This window comes from Synechococcus sp. UW140 (assembly GCF_900474295.1).
Lineage (GTDB): Bacteria > Cyanobacteriota > Cyanobacteriia > PCC-6307 > Cyanobiaceae > Synechococcus_C.
Genome location: NZ_UCOB01000012.1, coordinates 59,482 through 84,128, shown reverse-complemented (window position 1 = coordinate 84,128; position 24,647 = coordinate 59,482). Strand labels below are relative to the sequence as shown.

The window sequence follows — 24,647 nt, the reverse complement described above, 5'->3', positions numbered from 1 at the left end:
AGCATGGGCGGAGCAGACAACCTGAACAAGCAACCAGCAACGGCAGACCGTCGCGATCCATCCACATGGAGCGCCTGGTCAGGGCGAATTGCCCTGACAGGATCCATCCTGGTCGCCATCGGCTTACTGCTAGGGCAGTGGCTCCGCTCCTTCAACAAGACCGCCTCAGAGCTACTGATTGATGTGCACACCTACAACGAGGTGAGCCATGGCATCTTGATCACCACGCTTGTGGCAACTGCGTCACTTCTGCTCATCGCTGCGTGGAAGAGCAGCAAACCAAAACCTCAGCTCGATGCTATTGCGCTGGCAGCCCGAATCAGCCGATGGATGCGACGCCATCCGGTCACCACAACCATCCTGATCGCCTACGCCGCAATCATGGTTGCCGATGCGAGCTGGTTCTACAAAGAAATTGTCACCTGGTATGACGACATTCAGGCGAACCAACTCACTAATAATTTCTCGATCCGCTGGTCATTGATCTCGGAAGTGAGAGGACGCAATGACTTCCGCTTCTTCCCTCTCTCTCACCAAGACATCCATCTTCTGAGCTGGTTCACACCCTTTCCGAAGGTCTGGGCCTTGGCCAATGCCCTGGAGCTGATCATCACTCTTCTGGCAGGTATCAAACTGATTCAGGCCTTGCGGCCGCATCAAACAACAGCCGGGGTCAGCCTGATCGGTTGCCTCATTTACCTCTTCACACCATCCGCCGCATACAACTATTTTCAGTTCATTTATAGCGAGCGGATCCTCACCCTTTGCTTAGCACTCTTTGGCCTAATCTATCTAATCTATCAACGCTCCAAACAAGATAAATACGCACTAATTGCCTTAGTTTTCGCGCTCATCGGCTGTTTCACCAAAGACATCGGCATTCTTCTTTTTGTCGTTCCGGCGATGGCGACCATCGTCCTGGGTTCTCTTGGTATGCACAGCTTGTATCCAAGCTGGAAGCAAACCTCACGTCAACAATGGCTGCATGCCTACAGACTAGAAATCGCCCTGCTCTGCCTGCTGCTCTTCTTTCTGGCGGCTTTCATCTGGTTGAGTTATTTGCCAGGGATAGCCGCTGGAGTTGAGCGCTACGACGCCAATCTGCGCTTCTCCCTCTTCGTGCCAGACGTGCGCACTGTTGCACTGATCAGCTACAGCCTGATCAGGCTGATTCATGTGCTTCGCGGGCAATCCAAAGCCAACCTGCTCGACAGCCTGAACGCAGGTGCCATGGCCTACGGAGCAGCACTCTTCGCTCTAGTGGGCTTCAAAAGCAGCAGCTACATGGCCCTGCCGATCCAACTGGTCGCCACGCTCGACATCCTCATGGCCTGGTCTGCCTGGATCGCAACCCGCCTGCACAAGAGATGGCCCACCAGCAAACTCGCCCTCGCGGGCACCGCGTTGAGCGCTGTCGTGATTGGCATTGAACACACGTCACCTACCTCCTTTCACAACCAGGTCAGCGACATACGCGCGACCCAGCGCTCCTGGCAGGCCACACTTCAAGAAACGATTCGCTTAGCACAAACAACTAAAGAAGCAGGGCGCCCAGTTAATCTAATTTTCTCCAAATCCTGGTTCAAGCACTCGGAATACCTACGGTCTCTGCAGTTTGACCGCTTGATTTACATGGATCCAGACACCCGAGAGATACGCATCATCGCAGGCATCAACAAAGGCTCAACATACCAACCACAGCGTGGAGATTTCTTTCTGAACATCGACTCTGGAAAGAAGCTAAGAAAATACAAGATAGATCTCAGCGACTACGAACTGATTTATGACTTTGACCCCTCGCTCAGTCAGGGCAAAATCTATCGTCACCGTTGACGCACAGTTGAATACACAAGTCTCTGATTCAGCTTCGACAACCACGGAAGCGACAAGGCCAGTTGCGCCACCCCAGCTGGGGCAGACATCCAGGCACCGTCGTAGCGAATCGCCCGACCCTTACTGGAATCAAACCGCATCCGATTACCGGACAAGATATGACTGCGGGAATACACCAGTGGCTGCAACATCTCTTGCCGGAACTCCAACCCCAACCAATGACAAAGACGCTGAAGAGCGTGCTCAGGATCCAAGGCCAACTCCTCGTAACCGAGTCGAAACACGGGCTTACCAGACCCTTGAAGTAGCCGCTCATGGCGGGAACTAAGGCGCCACCAGCGCAATAACGGGCGGAGGCCCGGCAACCAAACACCTTTTTTCTGACCATCCCGAGACCTGGAATGCACCCAACTGCGCACATCTCGGGTGAGATGAATGACCCTCACCTCAACCGAGGGATCCTCAAGCATCGGCAGAATGAAATCATCCTGAAATGACTCCACCACCCACTGGGACGACCACGAGCCCTCAGGACTGCTGCAACGCAAGGTCTCCAGCAGATAGGCCAACTTCACAGGCAAGGGCTCATCATCATGGGCAGGGAGCCAATCCAACATTGGTCCCCACACAGGACATTGCGCCGCCACCTGACCACAGGTGCAAAGACGTTCATGACGCAATTCACCTCGCAATTGGGCGGGCCCCCGATGTGTCTCGCCTGGGGCAGGCTTTTGCAACAGGCGCACGGCTTCGCCAAGGCCGGTGATCTGAGGGTGGGCGCCAAGTGCAAGATCCAGGATGGTGGTACCGCTGTGACCAAGGCCTCGAATCAGCAGCAGACGGAACTTGGGAGCACTCATGCGCGCAACCTCAAACGATGGGAATCCATCACCATCTCCAGAAACTTGGTGACGTCCTGAAGGTGGTGTTCAAGTGTGAAACCCGCCAGGATTTGGCGCCGACCAGCGGCGCCGTAGCACTCCGCTAGCAGAGGATCTGCCATCAAATGCTGCATCGCCGCTGCCATGCCCGACACATCTCCTTCCTCCACAAGACAGCCCGTCTGCTGATCGAGCACCACCTCAGGGATTCCACCATGACGGGTGGCCACCACAGGTAAACCACTCAGCTGCGCTTCCATCACTGACACAGGATTGCCCTCACTGTCGCCATCCGCAGCGACCAAAGAATGCTGCACGAACACCCGTGCCTCCCGCATCAAGGCAGCCACCTTGACCTGCGGCAACGCACCAAAAAAGCGAACGCGATCCTGAAGGCCAAGGTCTTGCACAAGAGCCTCTGCCTGCAAAAGCAGTGGCCCTTCCCCCACCATCCACAACTGACCTAACGGCTGCTGCTGAAAGGCCCTAATCGTGTGGAGGGGACCTTTCTTCGGGACAAAACGGCCAACCGCCAAAAACACTGGTGCAGCCTGAGACGGATTGCTGCCATAAAAGAGAGCTGTATTGGCACCTGAGGCACTAATAAGCAGGCGAGATGGGTTAGCTCCCAACTGCCGCAGCGTTTGCGCCATCGGCTCCGACTTGCAGATCACGCCATCAGCGAATCGGAGCAAATGGCGATACCGCGATTTCAACACCCCGACTTTGCACTGGGCAGACAGATCCGAGCCACGGAAATGCACCACAAGGGGAACACCAGTGGCTTTGGCGGCATCCATCACCCGCACCGCATGGAATCCGAATTCCGCCATCATGAGATCAGGCTGATGCCGACGAATCAGCACCTCAGCGACACGAGCTGCAGGCCATCCGGCCACTCGCAACCAGCCCAGTCGCGTGAACACCTTGCTAAGCCAAACAGACATGCCGTAGGCGCAGCGATCTGGCTGACGCCAAGGGCACTCGTCACCGAAATAGGCCTGCACCGCAAAGGGCAACCCCGCCAGATTGGCGCGCACAAAGGTTTCAGAAGCGGCACGCCGGGTGGGTGCAAACACGAGCAGACGCCGCTGAGAGCCACGAGAATCAGCCATCGCGACACCACTCCGCAGAGGCTTGGATCAGCGCTGGAGTGCCGACCTCACGCAGCGCCGTGATCAGGCTGTTTCGAAGCCGCTCAGGTGCATAGCGTTCCCTCACCGCAAGTGCTTGCCCCGCCAAACGTGACCGCTCAGTTGGATGCGTGAGCAAACCATCCAGGCATCGCACCCAGTCGGCATCGGTGGCATCGTCTGCGATCAAACGACCGTTGTCCCCATCCGTGATCAAATCGGCAGGGCCATGCGGGCAATCGGCAGCGACACAGCAGCAACCCGCAGCCATCGCTTCGAGCAACACATTGGGGAAGCCCTCGTAGCGCGACGAGAGCACAAAGATCTCGGTCCGGTCATACCAATCGGCCACGTTGCCGACACGACCGGGAAAGTGCAGCCTGGCCTGCAACTCAGGTTGGTGTGCCAAAAGCGCCTGCAGATCGGCCTGTTGATCACAACCGTGATACGGCTGCTGCTCCAAACCCAGGATCACAAGCTGCAAATCGGGATGACGCAAGGCCAGCGGGACCCACCAACGCAGGAGACGATCAAAGCCCTTCTGATGCGCTTTCGTGCCCACAGCCAAGAGCACCGGATCGGCAGCGCTCACACCCGCCTTCGCCAACCACTGCTGAGGATCAAGACAGGGCGGGAACCGTTCCAGAGGCCACTGCACGGGATTGGGCAGCAACAACTGACGTTTCACCGCAAGATGTTGGGATAACCATGCACCTACGGCCTGGGTCTGCACCAAATGCAAGGCAGCCCATGGATAACTGAGCTTGCGTAAAACACTCCAGATTGGGCCGATGCGCTTTAAGCCAGGATCATTGCGCTCTGAGACCACGCATGGGACTCCGGCCAGACGCGATGCCAACACCATCTTGATCGCTGGCAAGGAGGTCACGCCGATCGTGAGCGCCACGTTCTGCCGATGAATCCAACGCTGCAGCCGAAGCACCCGCAAAGGAAAGGCCAAAGGGCCGCACCAACGCATCCAGGCAGGATCGACAGGCTCCACAGCCCGACCCACTCCAGCAGGAATGGGATAAAAATCCCAGCCAGCGTGCTTGCGGGTCAGCACGATGGGCTTCCAGCCCACCTGCTGCAACCATGTGGCCCAGGTCAGCGTGACCCGTTCGGCACCTCCCAACTTCAAGCTATCGATATAAAGCGCCACCCGAGGATGCTTTGGGGGTCGTGCAGCGAGCGTTGACGACAAACCTGTTGGGGCTAACACCCCCCGCTCCTCCAGCACAGTGAGCATGGCCTCGGTTCTTGCCGTATAGGTCTGCGTGGCTGCCCTCTCCAAACGCTTCTGGAGTGGCGGACCCTGGCCGTTCAATGCAGCACGAATGGCCCGATCAAACGCCCCCGCCTCAGGCGGACACAGCCAAGCCACATCAGCGTGGGCCTCCAACGAAGGGATGGCGGTAGCCACCACTGGCAACCCAGCCGAGAGGTACTCGAAGAACTTCATCGGGAACATGTGCCGGGTGTAGCCATTGAGCTGCAACGGCAGCAGGGCGACATTGGCGTGGGCGAGCCAAGCGGGCAGATCGGCATAGGCCACAGGACCGATCAGCTGCACATTCGGACACGCAGCCAGGGCCCCGACATCGGTGGAGGGGTCACATTCCCCCACAGGACCGATCAGCACAAAACTCCACTGCGGATGCGTCTGAGCCAATTGCAGTAAGAGGTCGAGATCGAGCTTGTAGGCATCGATCGCCCCCATAAACAGCAAGCGCGGTGGCTGCATCAACTGCAACTTCGTTGGGCACGACAAAGGAGCATCACCATCGCCACGGCGCGCCCGGCTGAAGTGCTCGTGATCGGCCACATTGCCAAACAGCAGCGTGTGGGGATTCCAATGCTGATGAGTGATTTGCAACTCGGGAGACGTTGCAAACACCACGTCCACCGCTTCAGAAAGCCGGCGCTCATTGGCTTCGATCCGCGCCACCGGCATGCCCGGCTGATCCTGAATGCGATCCACACAGTGATAGACGCTGCCCGCGAAGCTCTCGGGGTCGAGATAAAGAGTCGTGAGGGGGTTGTAGGTCCAGAGAATGGGTTGATCGAACCCCAGCCAACGGCAGGAGACAGCGAGGCCCAGTCGCAGGAGGGACCGGTTCAACCGCAGACCGAATCCGCCATGACCTCCAGGCAAGACGGGAGGCGACCACACCCACAACCGCTCCCGCCGCTGACGCGGTAGCTGCAGCATGCGCCTCAGACGACGAAGGATGCGGGTGCGATCAGCAGCACCCACCCGGGGAGGACGAATGCCAAGAGATTCGACATACAGCACACGATGCCCCGCAGCCACGAGGGTCTGGGCCGTGTGTTGCTTGTTGGTCCAAAGGGGGTGGTCCCAGTCGGCCGTAGCGAGAACGACAAAGTCCGCCATCGCGGTTTTACTCCCCCTCGATCAAAGCCATTTCGCGAAATGTTGGTGAAATCTCCTGCAACTGCTGAAAGTTCCCGCTAGCGATGATTTCACCACGAGCCATTTCATAAATCAGATCACACTTCTTGACCGTTGAAAGACGATGAGCGATCACAATCGTGGTGCAGCGACGACCAACAATGTCGAGCGCCTGCATCACATCGTGCTCTGTTTTGTTATCGAGAGCACTCGTAGCTTCGTCGAGCACGAGCACCTTGGCACCTCGGAAGAAGGCCCTTGCAAGAGAAAGACGCTGACGCTGGCCTCCTGAAAGCTTGATTCCGTTCTCTCCAATCATGGTGTAGAGGCCATAGGTCATGCCTGCCACATACTCATCAAATTGAGCCGCCTCGAGCGCTGCCCAAACCTGGTCATCGTCGATGAGATCCGAATCACAACCAAAGGCCACGTTGTCGCGGATGCTGCCATCCATCAAACGAATGGTCTGTGGCACAAAGGCACAATTGGCCTGCCAGGCAGGCACCTCCTGATCACTTACCTCAATGCCGTCGAGCATGAGCTCGCCAGATGTGGGCTGGAACAACCCCAGCAAGAGATGGGCCAGCGTGGTTTTGCCACTACCCGTGCGGCCCACCAAAGCAATACGCGATCCAATCGGAATTGAAAGATTGATATTGTTGATCACCGGCTTTCCATCACGCGTGTAGGCAAAACACACATCCTTGAGCTGGATGAATCTCCGCGGCATCACCCCTTCAGCCGTGGGTACACCCTCAGAGGTCAGCAAATAACGCTCGGGCCTCAAGCTAAGCAACTCCAGAGCATCTGCAATTTCAGGCAATCCACCACGAAGGCGGTTGATGCTGCGGAACATCGACTGCAGCGGACCGGAAATGCGCAGGAGAGCGACAAGAACCGCAGACAGGGATGGGATCGCATTCTTGATTTGTTCAGGATCACGACTTAGCAAAGCCGGACCGATACCGACGGCAAACAGAATGGTGATGCCGGCAGGCTCAATCACCAAACGAGGAACATCCGGGAGAAGACGACCAACACGGTCATAACGCTTGGCAATCACGCCATCGCGGGCAAAGCGTGAGACGAAGTAATTTTCCGCCGAATACAACTGCACCTCTCGCATTGATCGGAGCGACTCCATCAAGAGAAGGTTGATTCGCCGTCCATAACGGATACGTTGCTTGGTCGACAACCGCAAATAGGGCGTAATCAACTTGGACGCCAGGACATAGGCCAACAGCATCAGGCCAAAAACGGCTAAAGCCTTCACACCTAAAACGAGCACAACTCCGACTAAAAGGGAAGCAACAGAAACCACATTTCCAGCGATCAGGATGATCGGGCTGATCACACCTGTGGAGACACTATTGATAATCCGGTTGAATTTTTCAGATAGATTTGCCGTACGTTGACGAATAAAAAATTCGTATTTTTGGCGCATGAGATTGTCATACACCTTGTTGACCAAATCGTTCCAGACCTCAGCGCTGAGAAGGCTCTGCATCAGAGCCACACCAAAGCGAATGGCAGAGGAAAACCAAAATGATCCAATCAGCAAGGCCACTAGCCAACCCGACTGATCTAGAAAATCACCACCGAAAACACGGATTCCCGGCAAGTAATCCTCAACCTTGGCCCCCGCCAATAAACCCACCAGCCTGGCCAACAAGGCCACAAGAAACACATCCAGCAATCCCTGAAACAGGGATGCGATCAGGACAACAATCAGCAGACGAACCCGTCGTCTGGGCAACTCACGAAGCAGCTGACTGAGATTGCTCCAGGTCTGACTTTGCAAGGGCATGAAAGAAGTCAGAGAACTGCCTTGCAGCTCACAAGGCAGTCAAATTTCGGATGAAATGACCTTAGACCGGCCGCACCCTTAGCGTTTCCGACCCACAGGCCAGCCAGGCAACCGATTGACCACCCGCCTCAGCCCCCGCCAATAACGGTGAAGGCGCAGACGCCAAAGCGGACGGGAGTGCAACACCGACTGCCGCTGCAGGGCCGGCATCAATTGATCGAGTTTCATCAACAACGCCTGCCAACGTTGCTTCAAGGCCGATTCCGAATAAGCGACGAGGAAATGATCGAGTGCAGGCCCGGAGCAGCGCCAGACAGCCTGGTCTGCGACAGCCGCCGTGATGCTTTCCAGATCATGTTCAAGGCTGCCGCAACCAATCTGATGACCTAGCTCACCAGGGGTGAGGGTGTCGGCAAGGGCGTGATTGAGACTGCTGAACACCACACAACCGCAGGCCATCGCCTCCAACGGCGGCAGGCCGAACCCCTCACTCACACCAGCAGCACGCCAGTGCTCTGCAGAGTCATAGAGATAAACGCTGGCACTGTTGAATAAGCCCACCAGATCGTCAACCCAGCCGTTCTGGACCTCCACCCGCAAGCCGCGAGCACGCAGAGCCGGGACTAATTCCTTCAACACGTAATCGCTGCTCTTGCGCTGCTGGACCAGCACATCAATCACCCTTGGGCCCCCGGCCCCGTAGCGATCTCCTCGCTCCAGCCACTGAGGTTCCAGCGCATTAGGCAACAGAAACAACGGGTTTCTTGGGGCGCGATCCCCCCAGTAGCCGAGAGTGTTGCGACTAACCGCGAGCACCGGTACCCCTGGCGGCAGATCAAAGCCATAGCCACTGCTATGGGCTTGATAGATCACTGAACGCCCCCGCAGCCGCCGCAACAGCGCCGGCACATCAAAACCCCAGCTCACCAGCCACAGGCAGGCACCTGGAGCCTTCTCCTCACGAAGCAGGTCATCCAGAAAAGGATGATCATCCTGCCGCTGGCGATAGGTGACCACTTCAGTGGGACGCAATGTGGAAAGCAGACGGGCTGTCTGCATAGCCACACTCAAACCACCACAACGAAAACGGGTTCCGGTGCCAGGCACCAGAACCCTGATCGGAGAAAGGCCAACGCCTGAGGGCTCAGAGCCGTTAGCAATCAGCACTGCATCACAGAAGGGATGGATTCAATCCAGAGGAATCAAGCCGCAGCGGCCTCAGTACTCCCTGTGCGCTGACGACGGGTGAGGAAGCCGAACAGAACCTTGCCAATCGCAGCCACAAGATTGCCCTCCAGTTCCTTGAACATGTTCATATTCAGGTGGAAGGCATGGTTGGCTTCCTCAACAATGCGATCGGCCGTGGCCTGGTCGATCGGCAGCTCGTCCATGGTGGCCCGATAGGTGGTCTTGAAGGCCTTCTCATCGGCGATGTCATCAAAGACGTAGAAGCGCAGGCCATCATCACCCTCCATATTCATTGCTTTCTGGGCGATGTTCTTCAGGATCTGACCACCTGAGAGATCACCCAAATAGCGGGTGTAGTGATGTCCCACCAGCAGTTCGGGGGACTCCTTGGCAACAGCGTGAATGCGCTCGACGTAAGCGGCCGCAGAGGGTGAAGGCTGAATCTGTTCCTTCCAGCCCTCGCCGAAGTAGTAAGTCAGATCCTGCTCAAGAGATTCACGGCGGTTGAGCTGCTCCATCGCCACTGGACCAACCACGGGATGGTCCTCCAGCTTGCCGATCTCCTCCTCCATGGCGGTGTACACGAAGTAGAGGTCAGTCACCAACTTGCGGTAGCTGCCCTTGTCAACAACACCTTTGAGGAAGCAGCTCACAAAGCCGGTGTTTTCGGCCATGGTGTGCGACTTCTTGGTGCCTTCACGGAGCTGGGCAGCAAGAGCGACAGACATGGGTAAGAAAGGCGTAGCACAGACGAGAACCATAAAAGCCCTCTCCGGTCTGAGGGCCTCAGGGGTTGCGAAGGGTTACGAGACGGTGCTGAACAGAGCATGCAAATCACGACAAATCTGCTGTAGATGCAGCACCTGATCAGGCTGAGGAAGATGGCGTCCACTGGGCTGCCAGTCACCGACGGTGGCCAGGCGCCAGCGTTCGCCGTCGTAGGTCATCCCTCTGATCAGCACACCAAGAAGGGGTGAGCTCTGCTCACGCGGATCCGCCTGGAGCCGCAATTGCAACAGCAGACTGCGGCACTCCAGACGGGGACTCCAACCGGGGAAATGAAAGGAGAAATCCAAGGTTTCCTGCTCGGTCCATGCACGGGTCTGAGGGTCATCCCGCCAAGGCCGAAGGTTGGGTTTGGCAGCAGGAAAGTGCTGACGCACCAAGGTCACCGATGAAGCCAGGGCCTGGGCCTGAGGCACGCTGTGAATGGCTTCAGCTGCGTTCACACCACCGTCTAATCACCTACCGGTAAGGATGAATGCTTCGTGGTCTATCTGCCAGCGGCCGTTACGGTTGCGAGCGAGGCGTTCAGACCATGGCTTTCCGCTCGATCAGCACCCGCCTCAGCCTCTACGGACTGGTGGGCATTGTCGCCGCGGCGGTGCATTACGGCGTACTGATTGGGCTGCGGTGGGTCATGCCCACCTGGCTGGCCAATCCTCTGGCGTTCTTGGCGGCCTCGTTGACGGGATATTTAGGCCACGCCCGCTTTACCTTTCGGCCTGAAACAGGCGGGGCTCGGTTTGCCCGCCGTTGGTTGGTGATGCAGTACGCCATCAATCTCAGCGTATGCGGACTGCTACCGCTTGCACTGCCCTCAGCAACCTTGGCAACCCTGATCGGCACCAACGCCTCGACGGCAGTGCTGGACACCATTTTTGTCTTCACTCCCACGGTGCTCAATGCTCTGATCTGGTCACGGGCAGCACGCTTCAGTCAACGACGGCGCAGTCATGGCCAGCGCCCACGCCTGCATGCCGATGACCTCGGCCTGAGTCAGGCCACCAACGAAGCCATCCTGGGCCTGATCGAAGCCGGGCAGCTGGATGGTGCCAGCCTGCTGGTCAACGGTCCGAAAACAAGGCCAGCTCTAGAGCGCTGGCATCAACTGGCAACCCTGAATCCAAACCAGCAGCTCTGCCTCCATCTCTGCCTCACTGAAGGCCCATCGAGTGCGCCATGCGATGTCGTTCCAGACCTGGTCAACAGCCACGGCCACTTCCATCTCTCATTCGGCCAATGGCTGCTTCTATCGCTCCTGCCGCGGCGCCATCGCCGCCGGCGCCGAGTGACAAGACAACTCCGCCTTGAAATCGCAGCCCAGATCCAACGCTTCCGCCAACTCTGTGGACCCGGTCCCATCGCCCTGGACGGCCACCAACACATCCATCTAGTCCCCCTGGTTCACGACACGCTGATCAGCCTCGCCGCTGATCAGCGGATCAGCTGGATACGCAGCACCGCCGAACCCCTACCCACAGGGCTGCCTCTGCGCTGCTGGTGGGAAGCGCTCCGCGGCGCAGGACTACTCAAATGGAGCGTGCTGCAACTGCTCAACGCAAAGGCCAGCAGACGACAGCGCCGGCATGGCATTGCCAGCAACAGCGGCTTTGCTGGCGTGCTCTTCACAGGCCAAATGAGTGGAGCAGCGCTGCAAGCCTGCTGGCTGGAGCTCTGCAGCCGCAAGCTGCCTGATGACAGGTTGCAGACACCAGCGCAACTGCTCGTGCACCCGGGCGGCCCGCTTGAGTGTGACCTGGAAGAGTCCGGTTTTGCTGTCTCAGCTCCTTTCGCCAGCTCCCCCTGGCGACAGCGGGAGTGGAGAGCCATTCAGCAGTTGATTCAGACCACAGGCACAGCCAACTGAAGCCATCACCAACCCCACTCAGCCATCCCGGTGGATGGTGCGGATGAAGTAATGGGGACGAGCCTTCGCCTCGACATAGATCCGGCCGATGTATTCACCGAGCACACCAATGCCGATGAGCTGAACACCGCCGAGGAAGAGGATCGCAACGATCAGCGTGGCGAAACCTGGGGCGTCTACTCCCGTGAACAGGGTGTCGAGAACAATCACAAGGGCATAGATCAAGCTCAAAAGGGAGACAACAATTCCGATGCCGCTCCAAACCTTCAACGGCAGCACCGAGAAGGAGAAAATGCCGTCAAGGGCATAACTCCAAAGCTTTAGAGGACTCCAGGAGGTGGTGCCACCGCTGCGACTCACCCGCTGATACGGCAGTTCCACACTGCGGAATCCGGTCCAAGGCAACAACCCCTTGGAGAAGCGGCTCGACTCACGCAAACTGGTAAGCGCCTCGACCACCGGTGCATCCAGCAAGCGGAAATCACCGGCCCCTTCCTTCAATTGGATCGAATCCACCAGGTTGTTGAACACCCGGTAGAACCATGAGGCACTGGCCACCTTCAAGCGCGACTCTTGATCCCGGTCATCACGCACGGCGGTGACAACCTCCGCCCCTTGATGCCACGCGTCGATCATCCCCCCGATCAACTCGGGGGGATGCTGAAGATCAGAATCGATCAACACCGCTGCAGAGCACTGACCGCAGGCATAGTCGAGACCCGCGAGCATCGCCGCCTCCTTGCCGAAGTTCCGGGTGAGTTCCAACAGGGTCACTGAACCCTCACTCTCGCGCTGTCGCTCTTGCCGCTGAAACGCACGAATCTGATCGACGGTGCCATCGCGGGAGCCGTCATCGATCAGCACCAAACGCTCCACCCCCGCAACCGCCAACACCCGTTCAATGAAATGGGTGATCACGGCCTGTTCGTTGAAACAGGCAGCCACCACCCACACACCTGCAGGTTTGGCCATGGGTCGTGGGGGCGGATCAGATCGAACTTTAGGGATCCCGCCCCGAGTCATAGGCTCGCCCCACCACAACGTCGCCAGGCGGCACACCACATCCATGGCCCAGTTCGAGAAGCTCACCGCCCCCACTCAGGGCACACCGATCCGCTTCGAGAACGGTCAGCCCGTGGTGGCCGACAACCCGATCATCCCTTTCATCCGGGGTGATGGCACCGGCGTGGACATCTGGCCCGCCACCCAGAAGGTGCTGGATGCGGCCGTAGCCAAGGCCTATGGAGGCAAGAAAACGATCGAATGGTTCAAGGTGTACGCCGGCGATGAAGCCTGCGACCTCTACGGCACCTACCAGTACCTGCCAGAAGACACCCTCGAAGCGATCCGCAGCTACGGCGTGGCGATCAAAGGCCCCCTCACCACACCGGTGGGCGGCGGCATCCGTTCCCTCAACGTGGCCCTGCGCCAAATCTTTGACCTTTACTCCTGCGTGCGTCCTTGCCGCTACTACGAAGGCACCCCAAGCCCCCATAAGCGTCCCCAGGATCTGGACGTCATTGTCTACCGGGAGAACACCGAAGACATTTATATGGGGGTGGAATGGGAAGCCGATGACGCCGTCGGCCAAGAGCTGCGCAAGCACCTCAACGAGGTGGTGATCCCCGCCAACGGCAAACTGGGCAAGCGCCAGATCCCCGAGGGTTCTGGCATCGGCATCAAGCCGGTAAGCAAAGCGGGCAGCCAACGCCACATCCGCAAGGCGATCCAGCACGCCCTGCGCCTGGAGGGCGACAAGCGCCACGTCACCCTGGTGCACAAGGGCAACATCATGAAGTTCACGGAAGGGGCCTTCCGCGACTGGGGCTATGAGCTGGCCACCAGCGAATTCCGCGACGTGTGCATCACCGAGCGGGAGAGCTGGATCCTCGGCAACCTGGAGACGGAGGCCAACCTCAGCGTGCAAGCCAACGCCCGCATGATCGAGCCTGGCTACGACAGCCTCACTCCCGAGAAGAAGGCTGACATCGACGCTGAAGTGCAGGCAGTCATCAACGCCATCGGCAGCAGCCACGGCAACGGCAAGTGGAAAGAAATGGTGCTGGTCGATGACCGCATCGCCGACAGCATCTTCCAGCAGATCCAGACCCGCCCCCAGGAGTATTCGATCCTCGCCACCCTCAATCTCAACGGCGACTACATCTCCGATGCCGCGGCCGCGATGGTGGGTGGTCTGGGCATGGCCCCCGGCGCCAACATCGGCGAGAAGGCTGCCATCTTCGAAGCCACCCATGGCACCGCTCCAAAACACGCCGGCCTCGACCGCATCAACCCGGGCTCAGTGATCCTCAGCGGCGTGATGATGCTGGAATTCCTTGGCTGGCAAGAGGCTGCCGATCTGGTGACGAAGGGGCTGAGTGCCGCCATCGCCGACAAGCAGGTCACCTACGACTTGGCCAGACTGATGGAACCCCAAGTGGATCCGGTGAGCTGCAGCGGTTTCGCCGACGCCATTATCGAACGATTCTGAACGAGGCGTCCTCGCCGTTTAAGCAGTCATGTCAGCCTCGATCCCAGCCCCCCCAGCAGCCCTTGAGGCCGTGCTGGCGGGAGATCTGGCACTGACCCGCTGGCATCCCAAGCTCGACCATGCCGCCATCTCCCAGCTCTGCCGACAACTGAGAGAACCGAGTCACCACAAAGCATGGGCCACCACACCCTGGGGCCGCACCCTGCCACGCAGCTGCGTGGGTACGACCCCAGATCGCTACCGCGGCACTCTGGCGCTGCAGCCCATGCCTTTGCTGCAACAGATGGAGGAGCTGTTCTTTCAACCGATCGCGGCTCTCTTCAGCGATCACTTCGACACACCGCTCAAGGGGCTCGAGCTTGAAGATGGCACGCGTCTTCCGGGCTGGGCTCTACGGGAGATGGCTCACGGTGGCGGCATCCCCGAACACTGCGAACGGGACTGGAATCCTGTCAACCTGATTGAAAACGGAACCCTGCTGCCGGCAGCCTTCGAACCACGCTTTCAAATGAGCTTTCTCTATGGCGTGGATTCAGCGACTAGAGGCGGCGAGTTGCAGATCAGCACCAGTGGCGATCGCATCAGCCTGAACCCTGGAGAACTGCTGCTGTTCAACGCCGGCTACCACCGACATCGGGTGTGTCCGACCGGCGGCCCGAGCCAACGGGTGGTCCTGGGAGGATTCCTACGCCTCCATCGCAGTCACACGCACCTGCATTGCTACGTCTGACGCCACCAATCGGCACGGTCGCTCTATGCGAATACCGCCTCAACGATCCCGAGGGAGGTGTGGATCTCTCAGTCCCTCTTCCCCCTCCTCGCCAGCGCCAGCACTGGGAGCGATGGGACAAAGTCTGCAAATCGATCGACCGTGCCCTGCGAGGGGCAAGGGGGGTGCTGCGCGAACCCTGGCTGGAATTCGACCATCCCTTCCAGGATGCCCCTGGCGTGTTTTTCCGTTTGGATCACCGGCGCGGACCACGCCAGCAAGGGGTGCTGGAGGCGCGCCGAGAGTTGCTCCCCAGCCTGACGACCGCCTGGCTCATACCGGAGCCAGGCGAAGGCGATCTCGGCATCAGTCATTGCGGTCTTTTCCCAGGGCGCCCCAGTCATCAGAAAGGCCGGATCCGCCTCAACCTCACAGGACCCCACCAATGGTCTTGGCTGCAGCAACAGGCCCCTGATCTGTGCACGCCAGTTCTGGAACGCTTGCTCAATCAGCCCAGCCTCTGCTGGTCAGCCACCCTCGATTGGGGGAGAGGTGGCCTGGATCGACTCGGGTTTGAACTGTTCCCTACTGGTCGACTGCAACGGGGCAGCGCCGCTGATGCACCTGAAGTACAGGCCCTCCTCGACACCCTGGCCCCCTGGTGCCCTGCAGCTGCAATCGAGCACTGCCGACGCCGCCATCACAACTGGCATCAAGAGGAGGCACCGGGCCATGCCGAAGGGTTCAGCCACATCAAACTGAGCCCAAATCGCGATGGCACCTGGTCGATGAAGCTCTATCTGCTGAGCCATGCAACTGGCTGACGCCACATTTGAACGCGATGGTTTCGCGCTATTGCCCCAGGTACTCGATGGCGCAGCATGCACCCACTTGCGTGCGCTCATCCCGAAAATCTTGAAGGCGGCCGAACGATGGCAGAACGCGGGTGTGCCGCTCTGGTTTCTCCAGGATGACCTGCCCGAACTGACGACCCTGCTCCAGCAACCCACTCTGACCACTCGGCTTCAGAACTGCTGCGGTCTCGATGACACCCCCCTGCAGCTGCTGGCGGTGACGCTCTACAACAAACGACCCGGAGACCCTGGCACCGCCTGGCATCAGGACGCCCGTTTCATCCCTGCGGATCAGCTCGCCGCCCTCACCCTCTGGCTGCCGCTGCAGGCGATCGACGCCAGCAACGGGCCGATCCAATTCGTGCCGGGAAGTCAAAACCACTGCCTGTTATCACAACCGCAACTCGCCAGAACAGCTCCGACCGGACTGCCCCAGACCAATCCCAGCGTGGCAGCACCGATGGCCTTCGGGGATGGCACCGTGCACACGCCCTGGACCCTTCACGGCTCCAGCAGCAATCGCTCCGCTGGCCCTCGCCGCGCCCTGATCGTCAATTATCTCAGCGCCCCACTGCGACTGAATCGCCAGGCAAGACTGCAAGGAGAGTGCCATCCAGAGGTCGTGAACCAACTGAGGGAGACCCACCACCAGATCCTCTCGCAGCGCCTCCAACGCCCAGAGATCCAGCCCAGCCCATCAGAATGGCGCCATGGCTAGCTCTGATCCCACCGACCCCTGCGTGCATTGCGGCTTCTGCCTGCCGACATGCGCCAGTTACCGGGTGATGGGAACGGAGATGGACTCTCCCCGTGGCCGCATCCATACCCTCAAAGCGATTGACGCCGGGGAACTGGAGCTGGATGCCACAGTGGCATCCCATTTCGATAGTTGCCTCGGCTGTTTCGCCTGTGTGAGCGCCTGCCCGTCTGGAGTGCGCTACGACCAACTGATCGAAGCCACCCGACCCCAGCTCAACAAACCCGAACTGCGCAGCTGCTGGCAGACCCGTTTTCGCCAGCTGCTGCTGCAGGTGCTGCCCTATCCGAAACGCCTGCGGGCCCTGCTCACGCCCCTACGGGCCTACGCCGGCACCCCCATCCAAGACCTCATGCGCCGCAGCGGTTTCGTGCGCCTGCTTGGGCCGCAGCTGGAAGCGATGGAGTCGCTCCTACCCAAGTTGGCAGAGGAAGGCTTCCGCGATCAGTTCCCTCACATCAACCCCGCCCAGGGAGAGCAGCGCGGTCGTGTCGGCCTGGTGCTTGGCTGCGTTCAACGCTGTTTTGACCCGGCAGTCAATGCGGCCACCGTGGCTGTGCTGCAGGCCAATGGCTACGAAGTCGTGATCCCCGCCAATCAAGGCTGTTGCGGTGCGGTGAGCCATCACCAAGGCCAGATGGAACAGACCAGAGATCTGGCAAGCGCCTTGGTGGAGAGCTTCACGAGCGACCAGATCGATCCACCGCTCGATGCCGTGCTGGTTGCCGCCTCCGGCTGTGGCCACACCATGAAGGCCTATTCAGAGATCTTGGACGGTGGATCTGAAGCCAATGGCTTTCACTGCCCAGTTCAAGATGTTCACGAGTTCCTGTTCAAAAAAGGACTCTCCAAGCCATTCCAGCAATCTCTGCAACCTCTGTCCCATGCCAACGGGCAAAGGGCCAGTGCCGATCAACCGCTCGTGGTGGCGTATCACGATGCCTGCCACATGATTCACGGCCAAGGCATCAGCCATCAGCCTCGCCAGCTCTTAGAAACCATTCCCCACCTCCAACTGCGCGAGGCCACCGAGGCAGGCGTCTGCTGCGGCAGCGCCGGCATCTACAACCTGGTTCAGCCGAACGAAGCCGCCGAACTAGGCAGGATTAAGGCAGCTGACCTCAGCGGCACCGGCGCCAGTGTGATCGCCAGCGCGAACATCGGTTGCAGCCTGCAGCTGCGGCGTCATCTACCTGCCACAAGTGAGCCAGTGGTGGTCAACCATCCGATGGAACTGCTGGCCCGCTCCGCCTCCCTGATCTGAGCCAAGGCTGAACGCATGGTTCAGGCAACGGAAGGTTCAGGCATCACCCTGCATCAGTCGCCAGGCCTCGAGAAGGGTGTTGTCATCACCAAGATTCCCAGGGAAGGTCACGATCGGCAAACCTGCAACAGTCTCAGAGGCCCCGTCCTCCATCGGCCGCACGAGCGACAACCCTGGCAAGAGCTGGCCCTCGAGCTGCATGGCAGGCAACTGCAACCCCTCCGCCAGCAAGGTGCCGGTCGTGATGCCCCCCTTGCTGATGACGTACCCGAGCTGGTCTGCCACGGCGGCCACCAGGCGAGCCATTAAACGGGCAAGGGCCATCCCAAAGTGCAATCTGCGAGCAGCGGCGGCCTCTCCTGAGCCAAAGGGCAACTCACCGCGACTGGTGTAGAGCACAGGCGTGCACCCCGAGATCAAGATCTGCTGTAGCTGATCTCGCCATTCAGCCTCCAGGTCAGCCAGCAGCCATTCGGCATGCCCTCCCTCCAACACACGGGCAATCCTGGCCACAGGAAGCTCCACACCACGGCAGGCCGACGCCTGCAGCAATCGCCGAAGTTGCCGATCAGCCAAAGGGACATGGGAACCCAGCAGGACCAAGCCTGGAAGTGCGCCACCATCGGAACTTGACGCGACCCGTCGCAGTCTGGCCAGCCCGACTGGATCCATCGGTTGCGGCCCTAACGGCTCAGGGCCACCATCAAGCAAACCATTGAGGAGACTGGCAGCAGAGCGGAACAGAAAGCGTTTGCGGCCTTTCAACTGGTGCACCGCCACACCCAGTGCCTGCAACTGTTCCGACCGAAGCGCATCCACAACAACCGCACAGTTGTTCTCCATCCCAATGAGCCGAGCCAACAAGGCCTGTAAGCCGGCGGGATCCCCTTCACCACAGACGGAAGCAGCGGCGCCATCCAAAAGCTCCAAATCCAAGCGGACCACGGAGGCCGCCGAAATCCGTCCGGCGCTCTTCTCATCCAACCAAGCCGCCAAATCGCTGGTGCTGTAACCAAACAGCCGATCCTGAGCGAAGGCGGTCGTATGCACAGGCTCACCATTGAGCAAATGCACACCATTGATGGTGGTGCGTCCCCCCGGCAGGAAAGCAGGGACATGAAGGGTGGCATCCACAGGCTCAAAGCGGGCTTGCCATTCCTCCGCCAGCACCTGTGGCTCCAGCACCCCATGGCCCCGCAGCGTGGAGTCACCGCGGCTCACCAGCAACACCTCCTGGGCCGCCAGGTTTTCCAACTGCATCGCCTCCGCCAAAGCCACCACAATCTCCCGATTGCGAGCCTCTGCCTCTGGGGCCGTCAGAGCCCGGGTGTTCGCCAGGACAAACAACAACGGCGAAGGGTGGCGCAAACCACGCCGCAGCGTCTCCACATCCCAACGCAGCAGCAACGGACAGCTATGCACCGTCTGGGATCCGGTGGGATCATCATCAATGACAACGATCGTTCCAGCTCTCCGCGGTGGCACAGGCGTGGTCATGACAGCGCCCATGGCACGATCATCCTCCGCACCACCCCAGCACCATCAGCCGTTCCGCCGCTCACCACGAATCCACCGCTTTGCCCACAACGCTGACACCAGAAAGCCTGGCGGACTTGCAGACGATGGTGCGAGAGCTCCATGCCACCAGCAGCCCCTGGATCCCCTCCGGGCTGGGCACCCGTATGCACTGGGGAGCAGCCCTGCAGCCGTCTCCTCTGATCAGCCTGCGCCAGTGCAACACAGTCTTGGAGCATGCCGTTGATGACCTCACGATCAGTGTGCAGGCAGGCCTGAGCCTGACGGATCTGCAAGCAGCGCTGGCGGAACAAAACCAGTGGCTGCCCATCGACTGGCCCTGGGGCAGTCACCACCAGGCCAAGACCGCCGGCACAGTGGGAGGGCTGGTGGCCAGGGGCCTGACAGGGGGCCTGCGCCATCGGCATCTTGGTGTGCGTGATCAAATCATCGGCATCGGCCTGATCCGCAGTGACGGTCTCGAAGCGCATGCCGGCGGCAGGGTGGTGAAGAATGTTGCTGGCTACGACCTGATGCGCCTGCTCTGCGGCAGCTGGGGCAGCCTGGCTCTGATCAGCGAACTCACCCTGAGGGTGCAGCCGATTCGACCAGCGCGGGCCCTCCTCAACCTCAAGGGAGCCCTGGATGCCCTCGAAGCCTGGCGAGCGGAGGTGGTCGCGAGCACTCTCACCCTCGAACTGCTCAACTGGCAGCAAGATCCCAAGCAGGAGCTGGGCATCCAGGCGGGAATTGCGAGCGTCAGCGACGCGGCGGTGAGAGACCAGCTCAATCGCCTTGAGTCGCTCGCAGAGACCCACGGATTGAAGGCGGAACGACACCCCTGGGATGGACCCCTGCCACCGCCTGCAGCACGACCAACGAACCCAGACGACGAAGATTCTCAGCAGTGGCTGCTGAGAATCAGCCTGCCTCCCAGCCAAGCGCAAGCCCTATTCAGCAGCCAAGAGGCCCAAGCCCTGAGAGATTGGCATTGGAACCTAGCTGCAGGGGCTGGTTGCGGCGATGCCTGGAGTGATCAAGCCAGCACAAGGGCGCAGGTGCAGGCCCTGCGCAGTCGCGTGACAGCTCTGGGGGGCCGACTCAGCGTTTTGATCCAGCCCATCAGCCAACCTTCAGAAGAGACTCTGCCGGCCTGGACAGACGCCCCATCACGACCCCTGATCGAAGCGGTGAAGCGCCAGTTCGATCCGCTGCAGCAACTCAGCCGCGGCCGCCTACCCGGCGTGGCCAAGCCTGTCCCCATTGCTTGAGCCTCCAACTTCACTAACCCTGTATGTGCAGCGAAGCTCGATGCTCTCGCCTACTGCAAGCTGCAGTTTGTGGTCACCGCTAATCAGCGCCTGCCGCGGTCCAGTCCAAGGCTCCAGACAGACCATGGGTCGAGGTGGCTCAGTCCAGATCACGGTGAGATCCATCGGTGCAGGCTGATCGAGCTGCACCTTGATGCCGGCCCGTTGATCGATGAGGGTCACCGGGCCCTCTGCCTCACGACAGAGGAAATCCACACCCTCAGGCAGGCGGGCCAACTGCGGGGCCGTGTCCGCCTCCGCCATCTCCAGATGATTCAGACAGCGAGCAGGCAGGCCCTCAAGGCGGGTGCGGCCGAGATCACTCACCTTGAAATAAGGATGAAGACCGAAACTAAAAGGCATGGCCCCCGAGCCATGGCCCATATGGGTCACCGTGGTCGTGATCTCCAGGGCCTGAGCTAGCGGCCGAAGCGCCATCACCAACTGAAACGGGAATGGAAACGCCGTTCGCGTTTGCTCGGTATCTGTGAGCGTGAGCTGAAGACCGCTCTGATCCTCAAGCAACTGGAGCTTCCAAGGCAAATCCCGGGCAAAGCCATGCTGTTTCAGGATGTGATTCACACCATCCACCGGAAGCACATCCCCGGGGAGATTGCCGCAAATCGGAAACAACACCGGAATGCCACCCCGAATGCTCTTGGCAGGATCAGCGAAGCGGGTCTGATCGAAATAGAGCATCTCCCGACCGTCGCAGCTCCACGCGGTCACCAACCCGCCCCGTTCAGGCACGATCCGCAGGCAATCTCCGCTACTGGGATGAACAAACTCCCAATGGGGATAGGGAGCGGACTGCTGGATGAGCGTCATGGCCATCAGCTTGGGACATCCAAGTTTGGCGCTGCCGTTCGTTCGAACGAAAGACCCTGCAACCAATCCAGCATTGCCCGATTCACCTGCTCTGGCACCTCGTCATGGGGGCAGTGGCCAGCCTCCAGCACCACTTCAGTGGTGGCCGCGGGCGCATGGCGTTGAAAACTGGCTCGCCGCCCGGCGGCGTTGATCCAGGGGTCGCGAATGCCCCAAAGCAGCAAGAGCGGTGCTTGCAGCTGGGAGAACAATTCATCCAGCGGCTGACCCTTAGGGATGTCAAAGACGGTGCGGAAGACCCCAAACGCTCCAGGGTCACAGGAGGGCACCCGGATCGCCTCGACCAACTCATCATCGACATTGGTGGGGTCGAGATACACCTGATTCAGGGTGCGCCGGATCGTGGCTGGACGACGCATGTTTTCAAACAACACCCTCTGAAGCAAGGCACTTCGCAGTAAGGCCATGCCAATGGTCTTACGGGCAATCGCTCCCCACCCCTCGGGCTGCCTCTGTTCATCGCTGAAGGGGCCGGCGGCATTCAGCAGCACCACACCAGCGCAGTCGTCACCAAGAGCAGCACCGGCGGCAAGAGCCGCAAAACCCCCCAGAGAATTACCCACAATCACGGTGGGGCGACCAATCCGCTCGCGGATGTAGGCCATCAGCTGATCACGCCACAGCGCACCGCCGTAGGTGAGACCTGCCGGCTTGGCACTGCGACCAAAGCCAAGGAGATCAAGGGCATGCACCTCATAGCTGCATGCAAGGACGGGAACGTTATGGCGCCAATGGTCGGTGGAGGCACCGAAGCCATGCACCAACAGCACAGCAGGATTCTGTGCCGCCGCTGTTGCAGGATCTGAATCCCTCGGTCCACAACACAGGCAATGCACTGCATGGCCGAGGTGAGTCCAGTGATCGCGGCGAACATCCGGGAGGCGCAGGCTGACCAAATCCTCAAGGTGACCATCGACAGCACCATCGTGATCTCGATCCGGAACCCTTTCTGGAGCCATGGTCACGACAGATCCCATCTGGGGCAGTGATGCTATAGAGCCTCTCCAGCACTTGTGCCATGGACGCGTTCACCCTTGGCTATGGCCCCCTTGAGGATCCGGACATCCTGCGAGGCTCGCTGTTCTGGGCCTTATCTCTCTATCTCCCTCTAAGCAAGCCACTCGGTCGCTTTGAAGCCAGCCTGATTGATGGTCCACTCAGCAATCGCTGGCAGCAGGTGGCACTTGTGGCAAGCAGCCTGCTGCTGGCTTTCGCTGTCGGGCTGGGCGTGCAGCTGTTGCTCAGCTGGACCCTGGGTCCTGGGTGGGGCTCCAGCCTGGCACTGATCACGGTGGGTTGGAGCCTTTTTCTGCTGGTGGCGAGCAGCCAGCAGCAGGATGAGAGCTGAGGATTAGACCAGGCCAACGGGATCAACGGCGACCGTGTCATCGACTTTGTCGCCATCGTCGGGCTTGTCACCACCGAGTACCAGCCGCAGCAATACCGGAGCCAAAAAGGTGGTGCCGATCACCATCAACAGGATGGCTGCCTCCAGCGAAGGGGAGAGCAGACCAGCGCTGGTGCCTAAGCCAAGGAAAATCAAGCCCACCTCGCCCCGGGGCATCATCCCGAGGCCGACCACCAGTCGCTTCGTGGGCTGATCACTCACAAAGGCCCAGCCGGCCGCAATCTTGCCAACGATGGCAATCACGAGGAGGAAACCTGCAACGACCAGTGCCGAACGACTTGCGGGATCGAGCGGATTGATCACTGAGAGATCCATTCCGGCACCAACCAACACGAAGAAAATGGTGGCGAACAGGGTGACGATCGGCAGCACTGCCTGCTGAATCGCGTGATTGTGCTTCGAACCACTGAGGATCAGACCGGCTGCGAAGGCTCCCAATGCCGCTTCCAAACCAATCGCCGTGGCGGCGAAGCAGCTGAAGGAGAGAATCACAAAAGAAGCCACCAGAACCTCACCTGGGGCTTTGAGCTTGTCGATCAACCAGTCAAAGGCTGGAGCTGCGGTGCGACTGAGACCGATGGCCGCCACCACAAAAATGATCGCCGCCGCCACCAACTTCAGGATCGGTGCAATTGAAAAGGAACCACCAGCCGCCAGCGATACCACCACCGCCAGGATGACGATGCCGAGGATGTCATCGAGCACAGCAGCACCGATCACGATCTGGCCCTCTCGCGTCTTGAGGTAGCCCAGCTCACCGAAAACACTGGCCGTGATCCCGATGCTGGTGGCAGTCATCGACGCACCGGCAAACACTGCCGGGATCAGATCGACATCGAAGAAGAGCATCAGACCGGCGGTACCTAAGGCGAAGGGCAACACCACACCGGCCACAGCCACAGTGAAAGCCTGACCTCCAACTGCCACCAATTCATCCAACTCGCTTTCAAGGCCCGTGAGGAAGAGCAAGGCATAGAGGCCGAGAGTGGCCACCGCCTCCAGCGATGGGAATGTTTCGTTGTAGATCTCCGGGATCGTTTCCGGTGGGATCGAAGCCAACCCAGCGATGAGAGTATTGAAACTCTCACTGAGATGAACCTGGGTTTCCGGAGGCACAACCAAATGGAGTCCGGAAGCTCCAATAATCACGCCTGCGACTAGTTCCCCCAGGATCGTGGGCAACTGAAACCGCACCAGGATCTCTGCCAGGGTGCGGGCCGCCACGAAGATGAGCAGAAAGCGGATCACCCCGATCAATGTCTCCGCGACCTCGAGGTCGTGGCTGCTGAGATCGCTCAGCTGCGCCGAGAGCTGGGCCAGCTCAAGCGGGATCAACATCAATGAAAGACTCCTGAATGATTGGGAGATTAAGGGAAGTCCAGGCCGCCAACTGCTCTCGATGGGCAGCCCTGGGAGACGGATCAACCATGGCTCCGTTCCGCACAGTGGACAAGTTGCCTGGGCCGGATGCTCACGACTCGGTCACAGTTCCTGCACCGTCTGAAGCAGCCAACGCCCAGGGCCTTCACACTTGGGGCAACTCTCG

At 59.6% G+C, this 24,647-nt stretch carries 21 protein-coding genes; 9 read left to right on the top strand and 12 right to left on the bottom strand.

Going from position 1 to position 24,647, the window contains the following annotated elements; all coding sequences use genetic code 11:
• Nucleotides 1–3 precede the first annotated feature (3 nt).
• On the top strand, nucleotides 4–1,833 hold the full coding sequence (locus tag DXY10_RS04590; RefSeq protein ID WP_115016634.1) for a hypothetical protein: 1,830 nt from the start codon (nucleotides 4–6) through the stop codon (nucleotides 1,831–1,833).
• Here the strand turns inward: DXY10_RS04590 and DXY10_RS04585 are convergent.
• From DXY10_RS04585 to DXY10_RS04555, 7 genes are all read right to left on the bottom strand, one after another.
• Nucleotides 1,824–2,693, bottom strand: a complete 870-nt coding sequence (locus tag DXY10_RS04585) for a sulfotransferase (RefSeq protein WP_115016632.1) — start codon at nucleotides 2,691–2,693, stop codon at nucleotides 1,824–1,826. The two genes, DXY10_RS04590 and DXY10_RS04585, sit on opposite strands and share 10 nt — an antisense overlap.
• Nucleotides 2,690–3,829, bottom strand: coding sequence for a glycosyltransferase (locus tag DXY10_RS04580; protein WP_115016630.1), 1,140 nt, complete (start codon nucleotides 3,827–3,829; stop codon nucleotides 2,690–2,692). The genes DXY10_RS04585 and DXY10_RS04580 overlap by 4 nt, the downstream gene beginning before the upstream one ends.
• Nucleotides 3,822–6,242, bottom strand: a complete 2,421-nt coding sequence (locus DXY10_RS15115) for a glycosyltransferase (protein ID WP_371411117.1) — start codon at nucleotides 6,240–6,242, stop codon at nucleotides 3,822–3,824. Before DXY10_RS15115 ends, DXY10_RS04580 begins: the two co-directional genes overlap by 8 nt.
• A gap of 7 nt (nucleotides 6,243–6,249) precedes the next feature.
• Complete coding sequence (locus DXY10_RS04570; protein ID WP_115016628.1) at nucleotides 6,250–8,067, bottom strand: ABC transporter ATP-binding protein; 1,818 nt, start codon at nucleotides 8,065–8,067, stop codon at nucleotides 6,250–6,252.
• Between the two features lie 78 nt (nucleotides 8,068–8,145).
• Nucleotides 8,146–9,174 (bottom strand): glycosyltransferase, encoded by a 1,029-nt coding sequence (locus DXY10_RS04565; RefSeq protein WP_115016731.1) that lies wholly within the window; start codon nucleotides 9,172–9,174, stop codon nucleotides 8,146–8,148.
• A gap of 95 nt (nucleotides 9,175–9,269) precedes the next feature.
• A complete protein-coding gene (locus DXY10_RS04560; RefSeq protein WP_115016729.1) occupies nucleotides 9,270–9,983 on the bottom strand; it encodes a heme oxygenase (biliverdin-producing) in 714 nt (237 codons plus the stop codon).
• A gap of 75 nt (nucleotides 9,984–10,058) precedes the next feature.
• Nucleotides 10,059–10,484, bottom strand: a complete 426-nt coding sequence (locus tag DXY10_RS04555) for a hypothetical protein (RefSeq protein WP_115016626.1) — start codon at nucleotides 10,482–10,484, stop codon at nucleotides 10,059–10,061.
• 32 nt (nucleotides 10,485–10,516) lie between these two features.
• On the opposite strand from DXY10_RS04555, the gene DXY10_RS04550 reads away from it, so the two are divergent.
• Nucleotides 10,517–11,905: a ChbG/HpnK family deacetylase gene (locus DXY10_RS04550; protein ID WP_371411116.1), complete on the top strand. Its 1,389-nt coding sequence runs from the start codon at nucleotides 10,517–10,519 to the stop codon at nucleotides 11,903–11,905.
• An 18-nt stretch (nucleotides 11,906–11,923) separates the two neighbouring features.
• Here DXY10_RS04550 and DXY10_RS04545 read toward each other — a convergent pair whose 3' ends face one another.
• The gene (locus DXY10_RS04545; protein WP_115016624.1) at nucleotides 11,924–12,877 is read right to left on the bottom strand and encodes a glycosyltransferase family 2 protein; all 954 of its coding nucleotides are present in this window, start codon (nucleotides 12,875–12,877) and stop codon (nucleotides 11,924–11,926) included.
• A gap of 94 nt (nucleotides 12,878–12,971) precedes the next feature.
• On the opposite strand from DXY10_RS04545, the gene DXY10_RS04540 reads away from it, so the two are divergent.
• The 5 genes from DXY10_RS04540 to DXY10_RS04520 are packed head-to-tail and all read left to right on the top strand — an operon-like array spanning nucleotide 12,972 to nucleotide 17,980.
• Nucleotides 12,972–14,396, top strand: coding sequence for an NADP-dependent isocitrate dehydrogenase (locus tag DXY10_RS04540; protein WP_115016622.1), 1,425 nt, complete (start codon nucleotides 12,972–12,974; stop codon nucleotides 14,394–14,396).
• A gap of 28 nt (nucleotides 14,397–14,424) precedes the next feature.
• Nucleotides 14,425–15,126, top strand: a complete 702-nt coding sequence (locus DXY10_RS04535) for a 2OG-Fe(II) oxygenase (protein ID WP_244281930.1) — start codon at nucleotides 14,425–14,427, stop codon at nucleotides 15,124–15,126.
• Nucleotides 15,114–15,929 (top strand): hypothetical protein, encoded by an 816-nt coding sequence (locus tag DXY10_RS04530; RefSeq protein ID WP_136989051.1) that lies wholly within the window; start codon nucleotides 15,114–15,116, stop codon nucleotides 15,927–15,929. The genes DXY10_RS04535 and DXY10_RS04530 overlap by 13 nt, the downstream gene beginning before the upstream one ends.
• Nucleotides 15,916–16,677: a phytanoyl-CoA dioxygenase family protein gene (locus DXY10_RS04525; protein ID WP_115016620.1), complete on the top strand. Its 762-nt coding sequence runs from the start codon at nucleotides 15,916–15,918 to the stop codon at nucleotides 16,675–16,677. Before DXY10_RS04530 ends, DXY10_RS04525 begins: the two co-directional genes overlap by 14 nt.
• The gene (locus DXY10_RS04520; protein ID WP_115016619.1) at nucleotides 16,670–17,980 is read left to right on the top strand and encodes a (Fe-S)-binding protein; all 1,311 of its coding nucleotides are present in this window, start codon (nucleotides 16,670–16,672) and stop codon (nucleotides 17,978–17,980) included. The genes DXY10_RS04525 and DXY10_RS04520 overlap by 8 nt, the downstream gene beginning before the upstream one ends.
• 36 nt (nucleotides 17,981–18,016) lie before the next feature.
• Here DXY10_RS04520 and DXY10_RS04515 read toward each other — a convergent pair whose 3' ends face one another.
• Nucleotides 18,017–19,489: a four-carbon acid sugar kinase family protein gene (locus DXY10_RS04515; protein ID WP_244281929.1), complete on the bottom strand. Its 1,473-nt coding sequence runs from the start codon at nucleotides 19,487–19,489 to the stop codon at nucleotides 18,017–18,019.
• A 68-nt stretch (nucleotides 19,490–19,557) separates the two neighbouring features.
• On the opposite strand from DXY10_RS04515, the gene DXY10_RS04510 reads away from it, so the two are divergent.
• Complete coding sequence (locus tag DXY10_RS04510; RefSeq protein ID WP_256359470.1) at nucleotides 19,558–20,766, top strand: FAD-binding oxidoreductase; 1,209 nt, start codon at nucleotides 19,558–19,560, stop codon at nucleotides 20,764–20,766.
• Here DXY10_RS04510 and DXY10_RS04505 read toward each other — a convergent pair.
• Both DXY10_RS04505 and DXY10_RS04500 read right to left on the bottom strand, forming a co-directional pair.
• Nucleotides 20,731–21,639: a galactose mutarotase gene (locus tag DXY10_RS04505; RefSeq protein ID WP_115016618.1), complete on the bottom strand. Its 909-nt coding sequence runs from the start codon at nucleotides 21,637–21,639 to the stop codon at nucleotides 20,731–20,733. The two genes, DXY10_RS04510 and DXY10_RS04505, sit on opposite strands and share 36 nt — an antisense overlap.
• Nucleotides 21,639–22,670, bottom strand: a complete 1,032-nt coding sequence (locus tag DXY10_RS04500; RefSeq protein WP_244281928.1) for an alpha/beta fold hydrolase — start codon at nucleotides 22,668–22,670, stop codon at nucleotides 21,639–21,641. Before DXY10_RS04500 ends, DXY10_RS04505 begins: the two co-directional genes overlap by 1 nt.
• Nucleotides 22,671–22,711: 41 nt before the next feature.
• On the opposite strand from DXY10_RS04500, the gene DXY10_RS04495 reads away from it, so the two are divergent.
• Complete coding sequence (locus DXY10_RS04495; RefSeq protein WP_115016616.1) at nucleotides 22,712–23,041, top strand: hypothetical protein; 330 nt, start codon at nucleotides 22,712–22,714, stop codon at nucleotides 23,039–23,041.
• 3 nt (nucleotides 23,042–23,044) lie between these two features.
• Here the strand turns inward: DXY10_RS04495 and DXY10_RS04490 are convergent, their stop codons facing one another.
• Nucleotides 23,045–24,439 (bottom strand): cation:proton antiporter, encoded by a 1,395-nt coding sequence (locus DXY10_RS04490; RefSeq protein WP_115016614.1) that lies wholly within the window; start codon nucleotides 24,437–24,439, stop codon nucleotides 23,045–23,047.
• Nucleotides 24,440–24,647 lie beyond the last annotated feature (208 nt).

Excerpts from the sequence above, each read along its gene's own strand:
- DXY10_RS04590 (WP_115016634.1), top strand. The coding sequence starts at position 4 with ATGGGCGGAGCAGACAACCTGAACAAGCAACCAGCAACGGCAGACCGT.
- DXY10_RS04585 (WP_115016632.1), bottom strand. The coding sequence starts at position 2,693 with ATGAGTGCTCCCAAGTTCCGTCTGCTGCTGATTCGAGGCCTTGGTCAC.
- DXY10_RS04580 (WP_115016630.1), bottom strand. The coding sequence starts at position 3,829 with ATGGCTGATTCTCGTGGCTCTCAGCGGCGTCTGCTCGTGTTTGCACCC.
- DXY10_RS15115 (WP_371411117.1), bottom strand. The coding sequence starts at position 6,242 with ATGGCGGACTTTGTCGTTCTCGCTACGGCCGACTGGGACCACCCCCTT.
- DXY10_RS04570 (WP_115016628.1), bottom strand. The coding sequence starts at position 8,067 with ATGCCCTTGCAAAGTCAGACCTGGAGCAATCTCAGTCAGCTGCTTCGT.
- DXY10_RS04560 (WP_115016729.1), bottom strand. The coding sequence starts at position 9,983 with ATGTCTGTCGCTCTTGCTGCCCAGCTCCGTGAAGGCACCAAGAAGTCG.
- DXY10_RS04550 (WP_371411116.1), top strand. The coding sequence starts at position 10,517 with ATGCTTCGTGGTCTATCTGCCAGCGGCCGTTACGGTTGCGAGCGAGGC.
- DXY10_RS04545 (WP_115016624.1), bottom strand. The coding sequence starts at position 12,877 with ATGGCCAAACCTGCAGGTGTGTGGGTGGTGGCTGCCTGTTTCAACGAA.
- DXY10_RS04540 (WP_115016622.1), top strand. The coding sequence starts at position 12,972 with ATGGCCCAGTTCGAGAAGCTCACCGCCCCCACTCAGGGCACACCGATC.
- DXY10_RS04535 (WP_244281930.1), top strand. The coding sequence starts at position 14,425 with ATGTCAGCCTCGATCCCAGCCCCCCCAGCAGCCCTTGAGGCCGTGCTG.
- DXY10_RS04525 (WP_115016620.1), top strand. The coding sequence starts at position 15,916 with ATGCAACTGGCTGACGCCACATTTGAACGCGATGGTTTCGCGCTATTG.
- DXY10_RS04520 (WP_115016619.1), top strand. The coding sequence starts at position 16,670 with ATGGCTAGCTCTGATCCCACCGACCCCTGCGTGCATTGCGGCTTCTGC.
- DXY10_RS04515 (WP_244281929.1), bottom strand. The coding sequence starts at position 19,489 with ATGGGCGCTGTCATGACCACGCCTGTGCCACCGCGGAGAGCTGGAACG.
- DXY10_RS04505 (WP_115016618.1), bottom strand. The coding sequence starts at position 21,639 with ATGGCCATGACGCTCATCCAGCAGTCCGCTCCCTATCCCCATTGGGAG.
- DXY10_RS04500 (WP_244281928.1), bottom strand. The coding sequence starts at position 22,670 with ATGGGATCTGTCGTGACCATGGCTCCAGAAAGGGTTCCGGATCGAGAT.
- DXY10_RS04495 (WP_115016616.1), top strand. The coding sequence starts at position 22,712 with ATGGACGCGTTCACCCTTGGCTATGGCCCCCTTGAGGATCCGGACATC.
- DXY10_RS04490 (WP_115016614.1), bottom strand. The coding sequence starts at position 24,439 with ATGTTGATCCCGCTTGAGCTGGCCCAGCTCTCGGCGCAGCTGAGCGAT.